Origin of the sequence: Thermobacillus sp. ZCTH02-B1, from assembly GCF_002159085.1 — a bacterium.
Classification (GTDB): Bacteria; Bacillota; Bacilli; order Paenibacillales; family Paenibacillaceae; genus Thermobacillus.
Map to the genome: position 1 here is coordinate 74,452 of NZ_LZRU01000005.1, position 20,796 is coordinate 95,247.

The 20,796-nt window shown below is 65.9% G+C and carries 20 protein-coding genes; 6 read left to right on the top strand and 14 right to left on the bottom strand.

Features of this window, described 5'->3' with window-relative positions:
* Nucleotides 1–161 precede the first annotated feature (161 nt).
* Entirely contained in the window at nucleotides 162–833 is a 672-nt protein-coding gene (locus A9Z00_RS01380) for a type 1 glutamine amidotransferase domain-containing protein (RefSeq protein WP_296973558.1), read from the bottom strand.
* 118 nt (nucleotides 834–951) lie between these two features.
* Here A9Z00_RS01380 and A9Z00_RS01385 point away from each other — a divergent pair, with 118 nt between their 5' ends.
* On the top strand, nucleotides 952–1,833 hold the full coding sequence (locus A9Z00_RS01385) for a LysR family transcriptional regulator (protein ID WP_296973560.1): 882 nt from the start codon (nucleotides 952–954) through the stop codon (nucleotides 1,831–1,833).
* A 500-nt stretch (nucleotides 1,834–2,333) separates the two neighbouring features.
* Nucleotides 2,334–3,092 (top strand): SDR family oxidoreductase, encoded by a 759-nt coding sequence (locus A9Z00_RS01390; protein ID WP_296973561.1) that lies wholly within the window; start codon nucleotides 2,334–2,336, stop codon nucleotides 3,090–3,092.
* A gap of 63 nt (nucleotides 3,093–3,155) precedes the next feature.
* Here the strand turns inward: A9Z00_RS01390 and A9Z00_RS01395 are convergent, their stop codons facing one another.
* The gene (locus A9Z00_RS01395) at nucleotides 3,156–3,704 is read right to left on the bottom strand and encodes an AAC(3) family N-acetyltransferase (RefSeq protein WP_296973563.1); all 549 of its coding nucleotides are present in this window, start codon (nucleotides 3,702–3,704) and stop codon (nucleotides 3,156–3,158) included.
* A gap of 272 nt (nucleotides 3,705–3,976) precedes the next feature.
* On the opposite strand from A9Z00_RS01395, the gene A9Z00_RS01400 reads away from it, so the two are divergent.
* Genes A9Z00_RS01400 through A9Z00_RS01410 form a run of 3 tightly spaced genes read left to right on the top strand, consistent with a single transcriptional unit; the run spans nucleotide 3,977 to nucleotide 6,915 of the window.
* On the top strand, nucleotides 3,977–4,879 hold the full coding sequence (locus A9Z00_RS01400; RefSeq protein ID WP_296973565.1) for an iron-hydroxamate ABC transporter substrate-binding protein: 903 nt from the start codon (nucleotides 3,977–3,979) through the stop codon (nucleotides 4,877–4,879).
* 21 nt (nucleotides 4,880–4,900) lie between these two features.
* A complete protein-coding gene (locus A9Z00_RS01405) occupies nucleotides 4,901–5,911 on the top strand; it encodes a FecCD family ABC transporter permease (RefSeq protein WP_483316247.1) in 1,011 nt (336 codons plus the stop codon).
* On the top strand, nucleotides 5,908–6,915 hold the full coding sequence (locus A9Z00_RS01410; RefSeq protein ID WP_296973566.1) for a FecCD family ABC transporter permease: 1,008 nt from the start codon (nucleotides 5,908–5,910) through the stop codon (nucleotides 6,913–6,915). Before A9Z00_RS01405 ends, A9Z00_RS01410 begins: the two co-directional genes overlap by 4 nt.
* Before the next feature lie 81 nt (nucleotides 6,916–6,996).
* Here A9Z00_RS01410 and A9Z00_RS01415 read toward each other — a convergent pair whose 3' ends face one another.
* The 12 genes from A9Z00_RS01415 to A9Z00_RS01470 form a co-directional block, all read right to left on the bottom strand.
* Entirely contained in the window at nucleotides 6,997–7,722 is a 726-nt protein-coding gene (locus tag A9Z00_RS01415; RefSeq protein ID WP_296973568.1) for an ABC transporter ATP-binding protein, read from the bottom strand.
* A complete protein-coding gene (locus A9Z00_RS01420) occupies nucleotides 7,715–8,527 on the bottom strand; it encodes an ABC transporter permease (RefSeq protein ID WP_296973648.1) in 813 nt (270 codons plus the stop codon). The genes A9Z00_RS01415 and A9Z00_RS01420 overlap by 8 nt, the downstream gene beginning before the upstream one ends.
* On the bottom strand, nucleotides 8,520–9,356 hold the full coding sequence (locus A9Z00_RS01425; RefSeq protein WP_296973571.1) for a nitrous oxide reductase accessory protein NosL: 837 nt from the start codon (nucleotides 9,354–9,356) through the stop codon (nucleotides 8,520–8,522). Before A9Z00_RS01425 ends, A9Z00_RS01420 begins: the two co-directional genes overlap by 8 nt.
* Complete coding sequence (locus A9Z00_RS01430) at nucleotides 9,353–10,705, bottom strand: right-handed parallel beta-helix repeat-containing protein (RefSeq protein ID WP_296973573.1); 1,353 nt, start codon at nucleotides 10,703–10,705, stop codon at nucleotides 9,353–9,355. The genes A9Z00_RS01425 and A9Z00_RS01430 overlap by 4 nt, the downstream gene beginning before the upstream one ends.
* Complete coding sequence (locus tag A9Z00_RS01435; RefSeq protein WP_296973574.1) at nucleotides 10,702–11,046, bottom strand: hypothetical protein; 345 nt, start codon at nucleotides 11,044–11,046, stop codon at nucleotides 10,702–10,704. Before A9Z00_RS01435 ends, A9Z00_RS01430 begins: the two co-directional genes overlap by 4 nt.
* A 310-nt stretch (nucleotides 11,047–11,356) precedes the next feature.
* The gene (locus A9Z00_RS01440; protein WP_296973575.1) at nucleotides 11,357–12,160 is read right to left on the bottom strand and encodes a LysM peptidoglycan-binding domain-containing protein; all 804 of its coding nucleotides are present in this window, start codon (nucleotides 12,158–12,160) and stop codon (nucleotides 11,357–11,359) included.
* A 61-nt stretch (nucleotides 12,161–12,221) separates the two neighbouring features.
* On the bottom strand, nucleotides 12,222–13,106 hold the full coding sequence (locus tag A9Z00_RS01445; RefSeq protein ID WP_296973577.1) for a glycosyltransferase family 8 protein: 885 nt from the start codon (nucleotides 13,104–13,106) through the stop codon (nucleotides 12,222–12,224).
* A 4-nt stretch (nucleotides 13,107–13,110) separates the two neighbouring features.
* Complete coding sequence (locus A9Z00_RS01450; RefSeq protein WP_296973579.1) at nucleotides 13,111–13,791, bottom strand: hypothetical protein; 681 nt, start codon at nucleotides 13,789–13,791, stop codon at nucleotides 13,111–13,113.
* 348 nt (nucleotides 13,792–14,139) lie between these two features.
* Nucleotides 14,140–15,666 carry a malate dehydrogenase (quinone) gene (gene mqo / locus A9Z00_RS01455; RefSeq protein ID WP_296973580.1) on the bottom strand — a complete coding sequence of 509 codons (1,527 nt, stop codon included), beginning with the start codon at nucleotides 15,664–15,666 and terminating at the stop codon, nucleotides 14,140–14,142.
* A gap of 257 nt (nucleotides 15,667–15,923) precedes the next feature.
* Nucleotides 15,924–16,700 carry a TerC family protein gene (locus A9Z00_RS01460; RefSeq protein ID WP_296973583.1) on the bottom strand — a complete coding sequence of 259 codons (777 nt, stop codon included), beginning with the start codon at nucleotides 16,698–16,700 and terminating at the stop codon, nucleotides 15,924–15,926.
* 156 nt (nucleotides 16,701–16,856) lie between these two features.
* Nucleotides 16,857–18,050: an MFS transporter gene (locus A9Z00_RS01465; protein ID WP_296973585.1), complete on the bottom strand. Its 1,194-nt coding sequence runs from the start codon at nucleotides 18,048–18,050 to the stop codon at nucleotides 16,857–16,859.
* Between the two features lie 375 nt (nucleotides 18,051–18,425).
* Complete coding sequence (locus tag A9Z00_RS01470) at nucleotides 18,426–20,069, bottom strand: MFS transporter (RefSeq protein WP_296973587.1); 1,644 nt, start codon at nucleotides 20,067–20,069, stop codon at nucleotides 18,426–18,428.
* A 253-nt stretch (nucleotides 20,070–20,322) separates the two neighbouring features.
* On the opposite strand from A9Z00_RS01470, the gene A9Z00_RS01475 reads away from it, so the two are divergent.
* Nucleotides 20,323–20,715, top strand: a complete 393-nt coding sequence (locus tag A9Z00_RS01475) for a VOC family protein (protein WP_296973588.1) — start codon at nucleotides 20,323–20,325, stop codon at nucleotides 20,713–20,715.
* The last annotated feature ends 81 nt before the right edge of the window (nucleotides 20,716–20,796 follow it).

Below are 20,796 nucleotides of genomic sequence, written 5' to 3' on the forward strand. Positions count from 1 at the left end.
GGGTCCCGATCGGCCGATCATTTTGCCGTGATCCTCCATCTCGCCCTCCAACGGTATCACGTACCGTTGGAGCATACCGTAGCGCGGCGGACTGGCCCGTTAACGGTACCGTGTACCGTTGCGGCCCCTGTGACGCGGCCGGATAAACGTGGTCCGCAGCGTTATGTTGCGGACAGCACCAGCTCCGCGAGCTTCCGCGCCGCCGCCTCGCCGGACTGCGGGTTTTGGCCCGTCACCAGCTTGCCGTCCACCTCGACGTGGTTGGCCCATTTCTCCGCGGCAATGAATGCCGCGCCGATCTGCCGCAGCCGGTCCTCGAGCAGGAACGGCATCACCTGGTCGAGCTTCACGGCGCGCTCCTCCTCGTTCGTGAACGCCGTCACCTTCCGGCCCTTCACGAGGGGCGTGCCGTCGGACAGCTTCACGCCGACGAGACCGGCCGGACCGTGGCAGACGGCGCCGACCGGCCGTCCCGATTCGAAGAGCGTCCGGATGAGCTCCCGGAGCTTCCCGTTCTCCGGCAGGTCGAACATCGTGCCGTGTCCTCCCGGCAGGAAGAGCGCGTCGAATCCTTCCGCGCCGACCGAATCGACCGGGACCGTCTCGTCCAGCACGCGGATCGCATCCGCCCACTTCGCTTCCGTCTCCGGCGTCAGGCTGCGCGGGTCGATCGGCGCCTTGCCGCCCCTCACGCTCGCCACCGTAATCCGAAAGCCCGATTCACGGAACACTTCATAAGGTTCCGCAAATTCGGACAGCCAAATCCCCGTCTTCTCTCCCGTCGGCATTTCGCCGCAGCTCGTCACCACCATGAGCACATGACGCTCCGCCATAACCATCCCCCTCTTCCGGGAAAATGCATGTTTCGCAGCCGGCTGCCACGCTTCCAGTGTATGCGATGCGCTGCTATAATCCAAATAAAGAAAAACGCATGGTGGTATTAAAATTTTTATGGCTGACTTCGAGTGGTTCCGTTCCTTCGTCGCCATCTACCGGCATGGTTCCGTCTCCGCCGCCGCGGCCGCCCGCTACATGACCCAGCCGGCGCTCAGCCAGCATCTCGCTGCGCTGGAGGCCGAGGTCGGCGAGCCGCTGTTCCGCCGGACTCCCCGCCGCATGGTGCCGACCGAGCGCGCCAAACTGCTCTACGCACAGATTGCGCCGGCCGTCGACCGCCTCGAGCGGGTGGACGACGTCTTCAAGCAGCCGGGACGGGCGCCCGTCCTCCGGCTCGGCGGTCCGCACGAATTCATGCACGAGCGAATCATCCCCGCGCTGCCGGAATCGCCGTACCGGCTCATCCTGACGTTCGGCGAGACGCGGCCCCTGCTGCGCCTCCTGCAGGACGGCGAGCTGGACCTGCTCGTGGCCACGCAGCACGTCGCGACGTCCGGGCTCGTCTTCTCCCGGCTCGCCGTCGAGACGTTCCTGGCGGTCGGCATCCGGCCGCTCGACGTCCCGCCCGGTGCGGACGCCGAGGCGGTCCGCATCGCGCTGGAGAAGGAGCGGTGGATCAGCTACGGCTCCGACCTGCCGATGATCCGCCGCTTCTGGATGCAGGCCTTCGGCGTCCGCTGCGCGATCCTGCCGGACTACATCGTGCCCGATCTGCGCGTCATCAAGACGATGGTGCTGCGCGGGCTCGGCGTCAGCGTGCTGCCGGACTACCTTGTCCGGGAAGAGCTCGAGGCCGGGCGCTTGCACGTGCTCCATGTGCCGGACAAACCGGTCGTGAACGACTTGTGGCTCGTCCGCCGGTCGGCGGACAGCGGCGACGAGCGGCTCTCGGCGTTCGCGGACGCGCTCGCCGCGGCCGTCGCAAATTCATGCTAATGGCGCCGCGCTTCAGCCGCCATGCCATCAAGGATACCGGGGCTTCCGACCGTGCCGGTCACCGCGCCGGGGAACCGAAGTCGCTGCCCCTGTCGCAAGCTTACGGCATAAACGGGGCAAGCTATACGGGGTGTCGGACCGGACATTGCGAAGGAAGATGTGGAAATGGCCGCGCGGTCGTAACCGGAGCTTGTCCGGTGCGCCGGGGCCCCGGACCGGAGCCCGCCGGCAGGCGGCCGCTTCGACGCCATGACGACGCCGGGCCGGCGGGCGGCCGAAGAAGCCATGCGGCTGCGTCGAGGCGCCGGACAGGCCCGGGGTGTCGATCGGCCGGACTGTCCGCATCGGCCGGAGCGGCACCCGAAATCCGCGTCGGCGCGTATCCGGACGAACGCTCCATCGCCGTCACCGGGTTGTGATGCCAGTCACATCGGCCGTTTCCAAATCCTTGATATATTTGTTCATGGAACGTTCCCAATTCGAGAGGAGGCACTCCGAACATGAAACTGTCCGGTAAAGTCGCCATTGTCACCGGCGCGGCATCCGGCATGGGCAAGGCCATCGCCGAGCTGTTCGCGCAGGAAGGCGCCAAGGTTGTCGCATCCGACCTGAACGCCGAAGGCGTCCAGGCTGTCGTCAAAGGAATCACGGAGAAGGGCGGCACGGCGATCGCCGTCACGGCCAACGTGGCGAAGGAAGAAGACGTGCAGCATCTCATCGACACGGCCGTCAAGACGTACGGCACCGTCGACATCCTGATCAACAACGCGGGCATCATGGACAACTTCGTGCCGGCGGCCGAAATCACCGACGAGCTGTGGGAACGCGTCTTCGCGGTCAACACGACCGGCCCGATGCGCACGACCCGCAAAGTGCTGCCGATCTTCATGGAGAAGAAAAGCGGCGCCATCGTCAACATCGCTTCGATCGGCGGCCTGCAGGGTTCGCGGGCGGGCGCGACCTATACGGCTTCGAAGCACGCCCTCATCGGCTTCACGAAGAACGTCGGCTTCCAATACGGCGAATACGGGATCCGCTGCAACGCGATCGCGCCGGGCGGCGTCGAGACGAACATCGGCACCACGATGAACAATCCGAGCCAGTTCGGCATGGGCAAGGCGATGTCCGGGGCAAACAACAACCCGCGCTCGGGCAAGCCGGAAGAAATTGCGACGATCGCGCTGTTCCTCGCCTCGGATGACGCAAGCTTCGTAAACGGCGCCGTCATCGTGGCCGACGCGGGCTGGACCGCATATTGACGGGCAGGATCGCATGTGGATCTTCGCATCCGCCCCTTGCCCATGCGCGCGAAATGGAACCGCTCAGGTTCCATTTCGCTTTTTCCGCCGGTTGTCCGTCATCCACCGCACGGCGAAATCAACGGCCTCCCGCAAGCCGAACAGCCGGCAGTCCGCCTGCCCGACCGTCCCCTTCCGGACCGGAACGGTTCGCTCCATCTCCCGGCCCAGCTCCCCGAAATCATCCGCGTCGTAGTCATAGTCCTCGAACCAGCGCCAAACCCGCTCGCCGTTTTCCCGGATCGCCGCCCCGTCCCGCTTGACCGGCGTCGTCGGTATCATCGTCTCGGCCAGGTGAAAACCGGTGCACGCATGATAGCCGACGCCGAGCAGCAGCACCTTCGCGCGCAGTTCGTACAGCCGGCCGAGCGGGGAACCCATGCCGAACTTCGGGCTGAGCGGGTGTTCGGCCGCAATCGCCTCCGCGTGCCGCCCGTTCGCGGTGAACGACGCCTGGGGATGCCCGGACCGCCTCGTCCCGGGATACGTGCGGAACAGCTCGGCGATCCGCCCCATTCCCCGGGTGGGCGTCACCGCCGGATCAAACGCGGGCCACTCCCATCCTGTCTGCATCCCTTCGCCGCCGCCGCATCCGTTCCCTGCTTCCCGCCATCCGCCGTTGAAAAAACCTCCGCCCGCACGTTTCGCCCGAATGTTTCGCCGCATGTTTCGATGGACGCCGCCGCCCGCTTGTTCCGCTGAAAAGGCGCCCCGCCCGAAACGCCATGAAAATGCCATTGACAAGCGCACGCCGCGCCGCTATCATCATTATGGCGAAACTGATAATCATTATCATTCGTTGCGAAAACGGGTTGTCATTTCGACGTTCAAGGAGTGGAGCCTTCATGCGCAAGATGCTGTTCCCCCTCCTGCTGGTGCTGACGCTCGTCGTCACGGCATGCGGCGGAGGAAATCCGAAATCGTCCCGGGGCGATACGATCCTCTACGAATCGGAGACCGGACCGGTCGAAGTGCCGGCGAATCCCCGGCGCGTCGTCTCCCTGTCCGGTTTCACCGGCAACCTGCTGCACCTCGGCGTGCCCGTTATCGGCGCCGACATCTGGTCGAAGAACGCCGTGCAGTTCGCCGAGATGCTCAAGGATGTGGAGGAAGCGTCGGAAGAAAATCTGGAAAAGCTCATCGAACTTGACCCCGACCTGATCGTGGCGCTGTCGACCGCCAAGAACCTGGACAGAATAAGAGAAATCGCCCCCACCGTCACGTATACCTGGGGCGCGCGCGACATTTTCGACATGCACATCGAAATCGGCAAGGCGGTCAACAAGGAGAAGGAAGCCCGCGAGTGGGTGGACGCCTTCAAAAAGCGGCTGGAAGAGGCCGGCGCGAAAATCAGGGCGAAGATCGGCGAGGACGCCACCGTCACCGTCATCGAGGTGTACGACAAGTCGATCTACGTGTTCGGCAACAACTGGGCGCGCGGCACGGAGCTGCTGTACCAGGAAATGAACCTCGGCATGCCGGAGAAGGTGAAGGAGCACGCCCTCGAGGCCGGCTACTACGCGCTGTCGCCCGAGGTGCTGCCGGAATTCGTCGGCGACTACCTGATCATCAGCAAATATTCGAACGCCGACACGTCCTTCCAGGACACCGAGACGTACAAGAACATTCCCGCCGTGAAGAACGGCCGGGTGCTCGAAATGACCGGCGAGGGCGCATCGTTCACCGACCCCTACACCCTCGAAATGCAGCTCGAGCTGTTCGAGGACTTCTTCCTGAACAGCCCGTGACGGAAAGGATGACGCTTCGTGCTGAAGCTTGCGGTCCGCCCGCGCCGGGCGGCGTTCGGATGGACGCTGGCCGCCGGTGCGGCGGTCATGGCCGGGATGTTCGTCGTGTCGCTCGTATACGGCGCGGCGGACATCCCTTTTCGCGATGTTTGGAAAGCGCTGTTCTCCCGGGAAGTCAATGACCGGATTCTGATCATCCGGGAGATCCGGCTGCCGCGGGAGATCGCCGCGATGGCCGTCGGCGCGGCGCTGGCGACCGCCGGGGCGATCATGCAGGGGATGACGCGCAACCCGCTCGCCGATCCCGGGCTGCTCGGCATTACCGCGGGCGCGAACCTGGCGCTGGCGATCGGATTTGCGTTTTTCCCCTCCCTCGGCTACTTCGGCATGACGGTCGCGGGCGCGATCGGCGCAGCGCTCGGCATGCTGCTCGTCCTCGGTCTCGGCGCGTCGCGCCGGGACGGCTGGTCCCCGCTCCGGCTCGTGCTGGCGGGATCAAGCGTCTCGTTCTTCCTGTACGCGCTCGCCGATGCGATCGGCATCGCCTTCAAGGTGTCGAAGGACGTCTCGATGTGGACGGCGGGCGGCATCATGGGCACGACGTGGCGGCAGCTTGACGTCGTCTTGCCGGTCGTCGTCGCCGGTCTGATCGCCGCGATGCTGTATGCCCGGCAGCTCATGGTGCTCTCCTTGAGCGAGGACGTCGCCGTCGGGCTCGGGCAGCGCACGGCCCTCGTCAAGGCCGTGCTGTCCTGCGTCGTCATCCTGCTGGCCGGCGTGTCCGTCGCCCTTGTCGGCAACATGGCGTTCATCGGCCTGATGGTGCCGCATATCGCGCGGGCGCTCGTCGGCACCGACTACCGGCGCGTCCTGCCGATGGCGGCGGTAGCGGGCGCCTCGCTGCTGCTGCTCGCCGACACGCTCGCCCGGACGATCGGCAAACCCTATGAAGTGCCGACGGCGGCGATCATCGCCGTGCTCGGCATTCCGTTCTTCCTGATCATCGCGCGCCAAGGGGGGCAACGGTCATGATGGCGAGGGAGCTGATCCGCAAGCAGCGTCTCTGGCTGGTCGGCCTGTTCGGCCTGATCGCGGTCACCGCCGTCGCGGGCATGGGGCTCGGACAGGCCTCGCTCTCGTTCGACCGGCTGATCCCGACACTCCTCGGCCAGGGCACGTTCAAGGAAGAATACGTGCTGTTCTCGATCCGGCTGCCGCGCATCGCGATCACGCTGCTCGCCGGCATGGCGCTCGCGCTGTCCGGCGCGATTCTGCAGGGGATCACCCGCAACGAGCTGGCCGATCCCGGCATCATCGGCATCAACTCCGGCGCGGGCGTCGCCGTGACGGTCTACTACATGTTCTTCCCGATCGACGCCGGCGTCTTCGTCTGGCTGGTGCCGGCCGTCGCCTTCGCCGGCGCGCTGACGACCGCGCTCCTGATCTGGCTGGCGGCATACCGCCGCGGGTCCGGGCTGCATCCGCTGCGGCTCGTGCTGATCGGCGCCGGCACCTCGATCGCGCTCTCGGGGCTCATGATCGTGCTGATCTCGTCCGTCGACCGGTTCAAGGTCGATTTCATCAAGAAATGGCTGGCCGGCAGCATCTGGGGCGCGGACTGGCCGTTCGTGCTCGCGCTGCTGCCGTGGCTCGCCGTGCTCGTGCCGTTCGTGCTGCTGCGCGCCCGCCGGCTGAACCTGCTCGAGCTCGGGGAACCGGAGGCGATCGGCCTGGGCGTGCCGCTCACGCGCGAGCGCGCCTGGCTGCTGCTCGCGGCCGTCGCGCTGGCCGCCGCCGCCGTCTCGATGACGGGCGCCATCGCCTTCGTCGGTCTGATGGCGCCGCACATCGCGAAGCGGATCGTCGGGCCGCGTCACCAGCTGTCCATCCCGCTCGCGATTCTCATCGGCGGCTGGCTGCTGCTCGTTGCGGACACGATCGGCCGCAACACCGGCGGGGCCGAGGGCATCGCGGCCGGCACGATGGCGGCGCTGATCGGCGCGCCGTACTTCCTGTACCTGCTCATGCGCAGATAAATCGGGCCGGACTTCCCTTCCGAAGTCCGGCCCTTGATGTGCGGGCGTGCAACCTGCCGGACGGGTCATCGCCCGCCGCCGTCACCGGCGTACCGGTATGCCGTACATCCGCATGAACGCCTCGCGCAGCGCCTGCGGCCCGTCCGCGCCGCCCCCGCCCGCGGCGATATCGTGGATCACGGCACCGTCCCGCAGGAAGACAATGCGGTCGGCCGCAGCCTCCGCGATCTCGAGCTGGTGCGTCGAGAACAGTACCGTCTGCCCCCGCTCCGCCGCCTCGCGCACGAGCCGGATGAAGCTCTCCATCCAGTACGGGTCGAGCCCGTTCGTCGGCTCGTCGAGCAGGACGAGCGGCGGCCGCGCGAGCAGCGCCTGCGCGAACAGCACGCGCTGCCGCATCCCCTTCGAGAACGACGCCACCGGCTTCTTCCCGGTGTCCGCGAGCCCCACTTCGGCCAGCGCCTCGGCCGCCCGGCTCTTCGGCAGGCCGCGCAGCTTCGCCCAGAACGCCATCGTCTCCATCGCCGTGAGACCGCCGGGAAACCGGAAGTCGTCGGGCATGTAGCCGATCCGTTCGGCATACGCCAGCCGGTCGTCCTTCCAGCGCAGCCCGCCGACACGGATCTCCCCCGCGTCCGGGTGCAGGATGCCGGCGATCAGCCGCAGGATCGTGCTCTTGCCCGCGCCGTTGCCGCCGAGCAGCGCGATCACCTGCCCCGCTTCCGCCGCGAGGCTGACATCCCGGATGACCGCCTGCCGGCGCATCGATTTCCGCACGTGTTCCATGACCAGCACCGGTTCAGCCACGCCTGCGCCCCCTCTCCCACAGCCATCCGGACAACCCGAGGCAGCCCCCGATCCAGGCGAGGCAGACGCCGGCGAACGCCCAGGTTCCGCGCCCCCCGCGCAACCACGTCACCCAGCCCGCGTAGTCCGCCCCGAACATCGAACCGCCGCCGAGCTTGACGACCGCGAAGATCCGGGCCAGCTCGGCCGGGTTGAACAGCGTCAGCACGGAGACACCCGGCCGGATCCACGGATACGGCAGCATGCCGAGCACCGCGATGATGACCGCCGGCCAGGCCATGACCGTGAAAAACCAGACGGCGGCGGAGATCGTGAGCGCCTGCCACCGGTTGCGGGCCAGCGCGCCGACGAGCATCGCAAGTCCGAGATACATCAGCGCGAGGCATACCGAGAACGCGAGCAGCACGACGTACGTCCGGAAGCCGAACCCGCTGCCCGCCGCCCAGCCGGCGACGCCCGCGAGGCCGAAGCCGAACGCCGCGATCGCGAGCAGCACGACGGCGAGGCCGGCGTACTTGCCGAGCAGCCAGGCGCCCGTCGTCAGCGGGTAGGTGGAGAGCAGCTCCCAGCCGCCGTCTTCCTTCTCGCCCGTCAGGGAAAAAGACCCCAGCATCAGCGTCATGAGCGGCAGCAGGTACAGGACGAGGTTCAGCATCGTGCCCGTCACGCCGGAATATCCCCGCACGTACCCCTGCGCGTTGATCAGCAGCAGGGCGAGCATGAACAGCGCGAACAGCGCCAGGAACGAGTACGCCCACGGATTGCGGAAGCCGGTCCGGATTTCCCGGACCGCCACCTCAAGCATGCGCGTCACCCGCGGCCACCGCGTCGCCCGCCGGGCCGGCACCGCGGGCGGGGCCGCCGTGAACATCTGCGCCTTCGCCGCCGGCGGCATCGCCATGGCCGTCACCGCTGCCCGTGCCTTGACCCGCTTCCTGCATGGCCATGCCGCCGTGAGCCGCGCCGTCTTCCGGCATCGCGCCGGCTTCATGGCCGCCGGCCGGGGCACCGGCTGCGCCGTCGCCTTCATGTCCGCCCTCCTGCCCATGCACGGCCTCGCCGCCGTGGACGGCATCGTGCCCGCCCGCATCCATGCCATCGTGTGCGCCGTCTTCTCCGTGCATCGCGCCGTCGGCTCCGTGGCCGTGCTCTTCCATGCCTTCCATCATGTCACGGTTCCGTTCCCACGAATGGCCGGACAGGTCGTCCGCCGTCATGAGGACGCCCTTTCCCTGCTCCGCGATGAACGCCTCGGCGTCGGACTTGCTCGCGAACGACAGCACGCCGTACGCCATCGGCGTCCGGAACGACGCGTCGTAGACGTGGTACGCCTTCTCCAGCTTGATCCATCCGAGGTCGTGATAATCGCGGACGAACGCCTGTCCGACCTCGTCGTCGCCGTTTTCCGCCATCCACGCGTACATGCAGCCGATGTCGTCGAAAATGAGCGCCCGCCCGTCCTTGAGCACGATCTGCGTCGCGTGCGCATCGTCCGCGACGGCCATGTTGCATTGCGCGCACCGGTCCGTCTCCTCGTTCACCGCCCGCGCCGCATATTCGTTTTTGCCGCATGCCACACTAAGGAAGGCTGCCATGACGAACGCAAGCGTCACCGCAACCCGACGATAGCTCATGTCGCTCTCCTCCTAGCCAGGATGATGATGGCGCAGGACAACGCCAGCAGGCCCGCTCCCGCGACCCCCGCGGCCCGTCCCGTCTCCCTGCCCGCACCTTCCGTCCCGCGGCCGGGCTTCATGAGCGGCGCGGCGTCGGCCGCCCAGCCGCTCCGGTCCGCGCCGTACAGCCCCTCGAGAAACTTCATGCCCGGCGACTGGAACAGGATTTGGAACACCGGCCGCCGCTCCGTCAGCGACAGGAAGAACGGGTTGACGGCGTACGGAAGATCGCTGGCGCCGTCGCCGTCCGCGTCGAGGCCGCTGAACGCGTCCCAGAAATTCCGCTCGATCCGGTTTGCGTTGCTTGCTTTCGCGCCCGCGTCCGCGACGTTGCCGATCCACCGGTTCCCCGTGATCAGGTTGCCCTCCGAATCGAGGAGCTGCATCCCCATGAAATTGTCCCGGATCTCGTTGTCCTCGATCCGGTTGTCCGACGAGCTTTCCACGAAAATCCCGACCCGGTTGCCGGAGACGGCGTTGCCGCGCACGACCGAATGCCGGACCGCGAACAGCAGGATGCCCTGGGAGTTGACGTTCTCGCTCTGCTTTTCAAAAAGGTTCTCCTCGACCAGCACGCCTTCCGCCGTCATCACCATCGCGCCGGTCACGTTCATCCGTCCGGTGTTGCCGGTGATGACCGTGCGGTCGGAATACATGACGTGGATGCCGTAGCGCGACGACTCGACGGTGTTGCCGGTGATCCGCACGTCGTCGCTGTTCTCGATGTAGATCGCGTCATACATCGCGACGACCGTGTTGTGCTCGATCACCGCGCCGTCGGTCTCGTACAGGTCGATGCCGTTCTTCCGCTCCGTGAACCGGCCGCCCGGCGGCTGCGCGGAGCGGACCGCGCTGCCGCGCACGATCGTCCGGTCGGCCCGCTCGAGGCGGATGCCGAAGCCCTCCGTCTCGATGTCGAGCCCGTCGAGCAGGACGCCGGGCGCCGTGACGAGCACCGCCGGGCTGTCGCGCCCGCCCGTCTGCACGATCGCAAGCCCGCGCAGGCTCACGCCCGGCGCCGTCACCGTGACCGCGGGCCGTTCCCCCGCATTCACGATCGTCACGGCGCCGTCCGCCGCCGCTTCGATCATCAGCGGCTTGCCGATCGCGGCGGGACCGGCGTATGCGCCGGGCTCAAGCCGCAGCACGGCGCCCTCCGGCGCCGCGTCGACGAGCGGCTGCAGCGGAATCGGCTCCTCCGCCGCGGCGGCCGGCCGAAGCGCCGGCGGCGCGGCCAGCGCGAGCGCCGCGATCAGCGCGATCGCCACCGTCCGCCGCAGCCGCAGGCCGGGGCCGGTCCGCGTCATCGCACCGTCACCTGCTTCTTTTTGTAGATGTGCACGTCTTCGTAATACAGATGGAGATCGACGTCGTAGACGCCCGGCTTGTCGAACGTATGCTCGGCCGTGTACGTGTTGTCGCCCTCGAAGCGGTGTTTCAGCGTGGTCGGCTGTCCGTCCGCGATGACGACGAACTGGACGTTCGCGTTCTCGTCCAGCTCCACGCCGGTGAACACCGCCTTCATCGACACCGTCCCGCCGGCCTCGATCTCCGCCGGCTCGACCGCGAGCGTCCCTTCGATGCCGATCAGACCGATCTGCTGCAAATTCTCGCGCGAGCACGCCGCCAGCAGGACCAACAGCGCCACCGCCGCCAGCCATCCCGGCGCCTTCCGCCGCGTGCTTCGCGGCCCGGCGGTTCCGGGCGTTCCGCGCGCCGCGGCGGACTCCGCCGTTTCCCGCTTCATCCGGCGTTCCGCAGCCGAGTGTCCGGACTTTGTCAGCATGTTGTCACCGCCTTCCCGAACCCTCCTGCATCCATCGTAGAACGCGCGGCGCGCTTCCGCATGACCAAGAAGGGCCAGGAGTTGTGGACATTCCTTGAACGATGCGCACAAAGAAACGCCAAACCGTAGTATGCACGGTTTGGCGTTCCATTTTGCGCACGGGGGATGCGGTTCAGAACAGGACGGGGACTTCGACGAGATCCTGGATGCTGCCGTCCCGCGGGCTGCGCGTATAGACCTGGATCTTTCCCGCCGGCGTCGCCGGCGCCGCGTCGAAGACGAGCGGCGCGCTGAAGGTGCCGAACGCCGGCGCGCCCTCCGACGCCGTGACCACCCGCTCGCGCGCGACGATCCGGCCCGCGTCGTCCCGGATCCGGTACAGCAGGTTCGCCTCGAATTCCCGGGCTCTGCCGGCGAGGGGCGTGCCCGCGGCGACGCGCGTACCGGGCAGCGGCCGGAAGACGACGATGTTGGTCGAAGACGGCAGCGGAACGACCAGCTTGTAGCCGGGAAAAGGCACGTCCGGCGAGAAGCCGGCGCGGCCCGCGTTCGCGCACGCCAGCTCGTTCAGGGACGCCCCGAACCGGATCCCGATCCGCCAGAGCGTGTCCCCCGGTTCCACTTCGTATACGAAGGCGGGGATGTAGACGAGCTGCGCGACCCTCAGGATGTCCGGCTGCTCCATCCGGTTCAGCGCCGCCAGCATGTCAACGCCGGCGGAGTAGCGCTCCCCGAGCCGGAAGAGCGTATCCCCTTCCGTCACCTGGTGCAGCACGACACTCTCCTGCGAAGTGCCCGGCACGCGGACGAGCAGTTTCTGGCCCGGGTAGATGAGCCCGGGATCCGTAACCGGCGGGTACAGCGCGTTCGACCGCTGGAGATCGGCCAGGGACGAGCCGAACTGATTCGCGATCGAGTACGGCGAATCTCCCGGACGAACGGTGTACACCGCGTGGGTACCCGGTGATATCGGCATCGCACGTCCTCCTGTCGGATGGGTTTTTCCCCATCCTATGCGGACGCCCATGCACGGGTGCCTATTCCGGAACGGGAGCGAACGGTCCGGCCTCCGTCGCCGGCTCCGGCGCGGAAGCGGACGCCGCGTCCACGGCTTCGAGGCCGAGCCGCGTCAGCCGCTCGTAATGCTTGTACAGCGCGAGGAACCGGCCGCTGTACGCGCGGGTCCAGGGCTTCTTCTTGCCGCAGAAATGGAGGATGACGGTGCGGTTGATCACGAAGTCCATGTCGCACAGCCCGTTCGTCTTGAGTTTGTAGTACAGGTAGAAGCGGGCGTCGTAGTTGTACAGGATCTCGTCCAGCGGTTTGATTTTTTTCGAATAGAGGGCGTTCAGGATGTCCTGGTCGGGCATGAGCAGCCGCGTGCGGTTCTTCTCGACGAACTGGTAGATGACGTCCTCCAGGACGTGCTCGCGAAGGAGCGGCAGGTTCATCAGCAGCATGCCCGAGTTGAAATAATAATCGATGTCGTAGGGCATCAGCCGGATGCGGTTGATCTCCTTGATGTATTTGTCGTGATAGCACGCGGCGTACAGATAGCCGTCCAGATCGGTCTCGTACAGCGGCCGGATCGGATTCAGCACGAGGATGTCGGGATCGAGATACAGGATGCGGTCGATCCCGGCGGGCAGGAAGCGGTGCGCCAGCAGCCGGTAATACATCTCTTTCGTGTAATGCAGGAGCACCGGCGCGTCCGCAAACGCCCCGTCGTCCACGCGGATGACCTCCAGCCGGCCGCCGTTCCGCGCGATATAGGCGCCGAGCCGTTCCAGCGGGGCGTCGTCGATGCTCGAGTGCATGAGGTATACCGTGAACCGCTCGCCAGGATTGTTCACGAAGAGCGAGGTGAGCATGGTGGTCAGCGGCCATAGATAATTGGCGTTGAGTGTTACGAGGATGTTCATGGCTTCACCCCCCAGTCCTTGACAACCGCGGCGTGCGGACGGCCATTCGGTCCAGGGCGAACCACAGAGACGCCGCGAGGGCAAGCTCGAACAGGTTGTGCAGGGACGGGACGCCGACGAGCGGCGCGAGGCCCCCGCCGCACAGCATCGCGAGCGATGCCGCGAGCGGCGCGGCCGGCCCGCCGCGGCGGAAGACGATCCAGCCGGCGGCGAGCAGCGCGGCCATGACGACGGCGATCATCCAGCCGCCCGCCGCGGACCTCCCGGCGGGCACGTAGGTCAGGATGCCGTGGTCGAAGACCGGTTCCAGGCGGAGACGCGCCACGGAAACCGCAAGCTCAAGCGCAATCAGTCCGATCGTCAGAAGGGCAGCCGCCGTCACCGCCCACGCCCGGCCCGCCCATTCCGCTCCGGCCAGCCGGACGAACGCCAGCGAGGCGGGCACGAGCAGCGGCGTGACGCAGGCGTGCAGCAGGAAGCGGCTGATGTGCACCCGCTCGAAGCCTTCGCCCGCTTCCGCCCACGCGCCGGCGGCGAGCACGAGATTGTCCCACATCAGCGCGGCGGTGACCGCGAGCAGCGCGAGGCACAGGCCGGCGGGGGCGCCGCGGCGCCGGACGGCCATGCCGTACCCGATCAGCACCGCATACGCCAGAGCCAGCATCGGATGCAAAACGGCGTTCATCTGTAACACCTGCCATGACGGAAGAATGGCGTCGTTCTTCCCATCATGGCCCCGCCGGTCCGCGGTTATACGGGAATCCCCGCCGAATCGGCGGACAGAACGGCGTCCCGCGGCGCCGAGGCACGGGACACGCTTCTCCCCGAAAGCCGCGGGGCCGCCGCGGCGACATCCATTCCGGCGGAAACCGTCGGGCCGGCCGAACATGCGAATGCGTTTCCACTCACCTTTGCCCTTCATTATACCATACGCACGCGACGCACGCGGCGCGGCCTTTTTCCGAAAAACAAAGAAGACCGACCGCGACGCCGTTCGGACGTCACGGTCCGCCTTCGTGCCGGACGGAAACGATCAGCTGGTCGCGGCGGCCGCCTGCTTCCGCGCGGCGGGATGCACGACGCGGTCCAGTCCGAGCGTCTTCGTCGTCTCTTCATGCAGCTCGCGGACGAGGTCCGGGTTCCCGGACAGCTTGATGCCCCAGGACGGCACCATTTCGGCGATCTTCTCGCGCCAGCCGTCCAGCCGGTTCGGGAAGCAGCGCCGGATCACCTCCAGCATGATCGCCACGGAGGTCGAAGCACCCGGCGACGCTCCCAGCAGCGCCGCGACCGATCCGTCGGCCGCGCTGATCACCTCGGTGCCGAACTGCAGCGTGCCTCGCCCGCCGGCTTCCGTATCCTTGATGATCTGCACGCGCTGACCGGCGACGATCAGGTCCCAGTCCTCGCCGCGCGCCGTCGGAACGAACTGCCGCAGCTCCTCGACGCGCTGCTCCTTCGTCAGCATGAGCTGCCGGATCAGGTACGCCGTCAGCGACATGTTCTTGAATCCCGCCGCGATCAGCGTGACCAGGTTGTGCGGCTTGACGGATTTCAGCAGGTCGAGATTCGAGCCGTACTTCAGGAACTTCGGCGTGAAGCCCGCGAACGGGCCGAAGAGCAGCGACGGCTTGCCGTCGATGAACCGCGTGTCGAGGTGCGGCACCGACATCGGCGGAGCGCCGATCGCCGCCTTGCCGTACACCTTCGCGTAATGCCGTTCGGCCAGCTCCGGATTCCGGCAGACCATGAACAGGCCGCTGACCGGGAAGCCGCCGATGCCGCGGCCCTCGGCGATGCCGGATTTCTGCAGCAGCAGGAGGCTGCCGCCGCCCGCGCCGATGAACACAAACGGGGCCTCGTACCGCTCGACGGCGCCGCTCTCCGTATGGCGCACCTTCAGCTCCCAGGCGCCGCCCTTCCGCTTCATGTCCTCGACCTGGCGGTGGTACAGGATCTCCGCGCCCCGCTCCTTCAGATGGTCGAACAGGAGGCGCGTCAGCGCGCCGAAGTTGACGTCCGTCCCCGATTCGATCCGGGTCGCCGCGATCGGCCGGTCGATCGTGCGGCCCTCCATCATCAGCGGAATCCATTCCGCCAGCCGGTCCGGATCGTCGGAAAATTCCATGCCTTCGAACAGCGGGTTCTTCGACATTGCCTCATGCCGCTTCTTCAGGAAGGCGACGTCCTTCTCGCCCTGCACGAAGCTCATGTGCGGCACGGGCATGATGAACTGCTGCGGATCGCGGATGAGGCCGCGCCGCACGAGGTACGCCCAGAACTGCCGGGAGAGCTGGAAGTCCTCGTTGACCTTGATCGCCTTGCTGATGTCGATCGAGCCGTCAGCCTTCTCGGTCGTGTAGTTGAGCTCGCACAGCGACGCGTGGCCGGTGCCCGCGTTGTTCCATTCGTTCGAGCTTTCCTCGCCCGGCCGCGAGCGCCGTTCGAGCACCAGGATGTCCCACTCCGGCGCCAGTTCCTTGAGCATCGTGCCGAGCGTCGCGCTCATGATGCCCGCGCCGATCAGGATGACATCCGCGCGATTTCGTCTGTCGCCCATGGTTGATCGTCTCCAGCCTTTCCGTTTTTGCGATTTGCGGACACAAGACAGGCGCCGCAGCAAGCCGGGGCGCCGTGAAGTCTCGCAATCGTCTCCGAATCCGTCGTTCTCCCCCTAGTGTAGCATTATTGGTTTCAGATTGAAAGATAAAGAAAAAAGCTGTCCATCCAAGGATGAACAGCTGTTGTCCGCGGCATGGCATCCTTTCGCCGTCAAGCCGCGCCGTGAAGCCGTTAACGGGATGTCCCGCACGTCCTTCAGTGCTGTTCCGCTTTCCGCTCGGCCCGCCGGTTCGCGGGCGAGAACCAGCCGATCAGCGCGAGCGCGATCAACACGCCGTAGAACGTAACGGTCCAGACCGTGCTGTGCGGGAAATGGTGATCAATCACGCCGATGTCTTCGTGGGCCAGTGTGATGACGGCCAGCTTCACGCCGACCCAGGCCACGATGGCGTAGGCCGTCGTCTCAAGCGCCGGACGCTTTTCGAGCAGACGGATGAACAGCTCGGCGGCGAACTTGATCAGCACCAGGCCGGCGATGCCGCCGAGCACGACGACGGTGAACTGGGCGGCGTCCATGCCCCCGAAGTTGCCGAACGGCGAGTCCGGCAGGCCGAGCGCGAGTGCGACCGCGGCGAGGATCGAGTCGATCGCGAAGACCAGATCGGCGAACGCGATCTTGCCGACCGTGCTCCAGAAGCCTCTGGCGGGCGACGTTTTCTCCTCCTCCTGCTCCTTGGGCTCCTCCTTCTTCCCCAGAAAATCCCGAATGACGTGCTTGAGTCCGAGATAGAGGAGGTACAGGGCGCCGATCGCCTGCACCTGCCACACGTTCGCGATGAACGAGATCACGAACAGGGCGGCGAACCGGAAGCCGAGGGCCATCAGGATGCCGTAATTGATCGCCTTCGTCTTCTGTTTGTCCGGAAGATGCTTCGCGATGACCGCGAGCACCAGCGCATTGTCCGCCGACAGCAGCCCTTCGAGCACGACGAGGATCAAAAGCGCCCACACATACTCCAGCCAGATGTTCAACGAACGTTCCTCCCTCACCAGTCGGCTCCGTGATTCGTCCGGACGATTCCCGACCGCAGCCGCCGCGCCGGCATGAACGGCCTGCCGTCAACGGTCCGCGTGAACAACCGACATTCTTTAATACGGTTCCCTTCCAAGCGGGTTTCTTTCCACCATTCATTTGCCCGCCGCATGTCCGCTCCGGCGCGCCGTCAGCGCGTTCAACCGCTCCGTTGCCAGCAGCATGGCCGCCGCCATCAGCGCGAGGTACGACGGGAAGAAATGGATCGTGATATGGCCGGCCAGCCAGCCGAACAGCGGCGGCAGCAACGCGGCGCCCGTATAGGCGGTCGCCATCTGCCAGCCCATGATCCTGCCGGCGTGGGCCTCGCCGAACCGGACCGGCGTCTCGTGCAGCATGCTCGGGAAGATCGGGGCCAATCCCAGGCCGGTGATCAGAAAGCCTGCAAGCGAAAACGCCGTCGGCAGCGGCAGCGCAAGGAGCAGCGTGCCGGCCAGCGCCAGCAGCTCGCCCGCCCGGATCAGCGTCTTGTTGCTGTACCGGTAGGTGACGAAGCCGTTCACGAATCTCCCGATCGTGATGCCGGCGAAGTAGATGGAGACCCACAGGGCCGCTTCGTCGGCCGAAAGCCCCTTCGCGTTGACCAGATAGCTGCTGCCCCACAGGCCCGCCGTCACCTCCACGCCGCAGTAGAACAGGAACGTCGCGAGCGCGAATTTGATGGCGGCCGCGTTCTTCGGCTTCCCGTCCCGCTCTTCGGAAGCCGGCGCCCCGTCCCCCGCCGCTTCGTCGCCGTTCCGCCGCTCCATCCTGCTCCACAGGGGAAGGGAGAGCAGCAGGATCGCCGCGATGGCGCTCTGGATGAGGCCGACGGTCAGGTACCCGCCCCTCCACGCGCCGTCTTCCAGGTACGCGGCCATGATCATCGGGCTGACCGTCACGCCGACGCCCCAGAAGCAGTGCAGCCAGCTCATGTGGCGGGCGGCGTAGTGTCCCGCGACGTAATGATTGAGCGCGGAATCGACGGCGCCTGCGCCGAGTCCGAGCGGAACGCAGCAGACCGCGAGCCACAGGACGGACGGCGCGATCGAGAAGCCGAGCAGCGCGCCGGCCGTCATCGCGACGCTGATCAGCGTGACACGCGCCGTGCCGAAGCGCCGGACGACGCGGCTCGTGGACAGGGCGGAGACGATCGTGCCGATCGTGACCGTGACGGACAGCACCCCCGCCATGCCGAGGGGCGCTCCCAGATCGTCCCGCATGACGGGCCACGCCGCGCCGAGCAGGGAATCCGGCAGTCCGAGGCTGATGAACACCAGATAGATGACGATGAGGAGCAGGGTGGCCATTCGGATGTCTCCCGTTGCCGCAAATTCAGCCGTGTCCAAGCGCGTTCCTGCGCAAGCCCGCGGGAAGGAAATGCGCTTGTTCAACTTTTTCAAATGGGATTATTATAACATGAGTCGGACCGGTCAGAAATACGGATCGGCGAGATTTTTCCCGCCGCCCGGACAGCCTCGACGGCTTCCTCCGGGATGCCCTTTTCCCACGATTATTATAGAGCGTTCCGGAACCGGATCGAAACACCCCCATGCCAGCTGCCCGCCGGCGCAACGGTTCCGGCACAGCTCCGCGCAGAAGCCGTTGCGCACGACCCGCGCAAGCCGCTGAAGCCGCAATGAAAAAAGGACATCCGCCATCCGCATGCGAATGTCCTTTCGCTATCATTCCATGCCTGAACCTTCCGCCGCCGGCACCGCGATGTTCCGACGCATCGGCGCCAGGATGAACGCCGCGGCGATGACGAGCACGCCCAGCGCGGCCGCCGACCAGTACAGGCCGCCGTAGCCGTTCTCCGCAGCCATCCGCGTGATCTCGGCGACGCTGTCGCGGATCACTTCCCGGAGCGCCGGATCCTGAATCCGGCCGATCATTTCCGCGATTTGACCGGCGCTCACGGATTCCCCGCCTCCGGACGCCATATGCCGGCCGATCTCCGCCAGCTCGTTCATCGCCTCCTGCGACAGATTCGCCTTCTCGACATTCGCGTTCAGAATGTCGCGAAATTCCGTCCGGAACAGCTCGCCCATGTTGTTGAAGCCGCGCGCGATAAATCCGGCGTAGATCGTCGGCATGATCGTCATGCCGATCTGGCGCAGCAGCGAGAGTGACGCCAGCGCCGTGCCCTTGTTCGACTGAAGGCCTTCGGTCGCCAGGATGTTGAGCGGCGCGCCGAGGATGATCCCGATGCCGACGCCGGCGATCATGCTGGAGATGATGAACTGCCACTTCAGTTCCGTCCACAGCGGGAACAGGGCGAAGCCGACCGCCGTCACGACCCCGGACAGCACGACGGTGAAAATGGGACCGCGTTTCGACACCATCATGCCGCCCATGCCTGCGCCGATCCCCGATGCGAGCGCCAGCGGCGTCATCCAGTAGCCGGATTTCTCCGCCTCGATGCCGAGCACGTTCTCCGTGAAGCCCGGAATGAAAATCATGCCCGCCAGCATCCCGCCGGACAGCATGCCGATGAGCAGCACCATCAGATACCGTGGCTGTCTGACCAGCGTCATCGGCAGGATCGGGTCACCCGACTTGCGGCGCTCCAGCGCCGACTCGTACAGAAGCAGGATGATGAACAGAACCACGCCTGCCCCGATGAAGGCGGAGACGTCCCATTCCCTGAAGCTTGCCCAGAAATCGACGTCGATGTTCGTAAGGCCGTACATCAGCGACAGAATCGCCAGCGACAGGATGACGGTTCCGGGCAGATCCAGCCGTCCCGTGTTCGGGTCCGCCGACTCCGGCAGCCGCATGAGCCCCAGGATCACGAGCGCGACGGCGATCGGCACGTTGATCAGGAACAGGATGTGCCAGTTCCCCGTCCAGTCGAGCAGGAAGGAGCCGATGTTCGGGCCCAGAATGGCCGCGATTCCGTTCATCCCGCCGAGCATCCCGAGATATTTCGCCTGCTTGTCGGGCTCGACCGTGCTCAGGATGTGCGAGTTGCCGATGATGAAAATGCCTCCGCCGCCCAGCGCCTGGATGAAGCGCGACGCCAAATACAGCTCGAACGTCGGACTGAGCGCCACGAACAGGGAGCCGAGGCCGAACAGGATGATCTCCGCGATGAACAGCCGCTTGCGGCCGTACCGGTCGGACAGCTTGCCCGCGATCGGCAGGCTGATCGCGAGGCCCAGCGTGTAGATCGTGACGCCCCAGGCGCCCCAGTTGTCCGACACGTCAAAGTGCCGGTTGATCGTCGTCAGCGCCGAGCTGATGATCCCGTTGTCGAGCGCCGCCATGAAGACGCCGACGGAGAACAGCAGCAGCGCCCAGAAATGCGATTTGCCGGATTTGCTCAAGCCGCCTCACCCTTACCCTTTTGGTATTGTTACAGTATCTCCGGAAAAAACCCGCGTTCAATGTGACACAAGCGTTACTTTCAAGCACAACGTTATTCTACATCAACGGGCGACCATAGGCAAAGCGGGTTTGCATGCCGATTTCCGCCATCGCACCAGGTTGCGGTCATTTTATTCCCATTATTCTTACTTGACTACTTAGAATTTGATGCTTACGATGGAAGTGCAAGCCATCCCGGAGGAGGTCGTCGCCATGGCGCGCAAAAGGATCGATCATGTGGGGATCATCGTGAAGGATCTGGAAGCGAGCATCCGCTTCTACACGGAGGTCGTCGGACTCGAGGTAAAAAGCCGCTTCACCCATCCAAACGGCGTGCTGGAGCTCGCGTTCCTCGGATTCGGCGGTTCCGACGAGACGGAGATCGAACTGATCCAGGGGTACAACGACAACCTGCCGAACGAGGGCAAGGTCCATCACGTCGCATTCACCGTGGACGATATCGAGGCCGAATACGAGCGCATCCGGAAGCTCGACGGCGTATCCTTGGTCCCCGGTTTCGACTCGATCACCACGCTGCCGAACGGACATCGCTATTTCTTCATTTACGGTCCCGAGAATGAATGGATCGAATTCTTCCAGCGCTGAGCGGGATGCCTCACCCCGCGGCGGACGGACGGCTCCGCAGGCCCGGAGCGTCCGGCCCCCCTCCCCCTCGATCCGAGGGGG

Bases quoted from the DNA above. Each gene is read 5' to 3' on its own strand.
- A9Z00_RS01445 (WP_296973577.1), bottom strand. From the start codon at position 13,106: ATGAACATCCTCGTAACACTCAACGCCAATTATCTATGGCCGCTGACC.
- A9Z00_RS01410 (WP_296973566.1), top strand. From the start codon at position 5,908: ATGATGGCGAGGGAGCTGATCCGCAAGCAGCGTCTCTGGCTGGTCGGC.
- A9Z00_RS01385 (WP_296973560.1), top strand. From the start codon at position 952: ATGGCTGACTTCGAGTGGTTCCGTTCCTTCGTCGCCATCTACCGGCAT.
- A9Z00_RS01440 (WP_296973575.1), bottom strand. From the start codon at position 12,160: ATGCCGATATCACCGGGTACCCACGCGGTGTACACCGTTCGTCCGGGA.
- A9Z00_RS01400 (WP_296973565.1), top strand. From the start codon at position 3,977: ATGCGCAAGATGCTGTTCCCCCTCCTGCTGGTGCTGACGCTCGTCGTC.
- mqo (WP_296973580.1), bottom strand. From the start codon at position 15,666: ATGGGCGACAGACGAAATCGCGCGGATGTCATCCTGATCGGCGCGGGC.
- A9Z00_RS01425 (WP_296973571.1), bottom strand. From the start codon at position 9,356: ATGAGCTATCGTCGGGTTGCGGTGACGCTTGCGTTCGTCATGGCAGCC.
- A9Z00_RS01475 (WP_296973588.1), top strand. From the start codon at position 20,323: ATGGCGCGCAAAAGGATCGATCATGTGGGGATCATCGTGAAGGATCTG.
- A9Z00_RS01450 (WP_296973579.1), bottom strand. From the start codon at position 13,791: ATGAACGCCGTTTTGCATCCGATGCTGGCTCTGGCGTATGCGGTGCTG.
- A9Z00_RS01395 (WP_296973563.1), bottom strand. From the start codon at position 3,704: ATGCAGACAGGATGGGAGTGGCCCGCGTTTGATCCGGCGGTGACGCCC.
- A9Z00_RS01380 (WP_296973558.1), bottom strand. From the start codon at position 833: ATGGCGGAGCGTCATGTGCTCATGGTGGTGACGAGCTGCGGCGAAATG.
- A9Z00_RS01465 (WP_296973585.1), bottom strand. From the start codon at position 18,050: ATGGCCACCCTGCTCCTCATCGTCATCTATCTGGTGTTCATCAGCCTC.
- A9Z00_RS01390 (WP_296973561.1), top strand. From the start codon at position 2,334: ATGAAACTGTCCGGTAAAGTCGCCATTGTCACCGGCGCGGCATCCGGC.
- A9Z00_RS01430 (WP_296973573.1), bottom strand. From the start codon at position 10,705: ATGACGCGGACCGGCCCCGGCCTGCGGCTGCGGCGGACGGTGGCGATC.
- A9Z00_RS01420 (WP_296973648.1), bottom strand. From the start codon at position 8,527: ATGCTTGAGGTGGCGGTCCGGGAAATCCGGACCGGCTTCCGCAATCCG.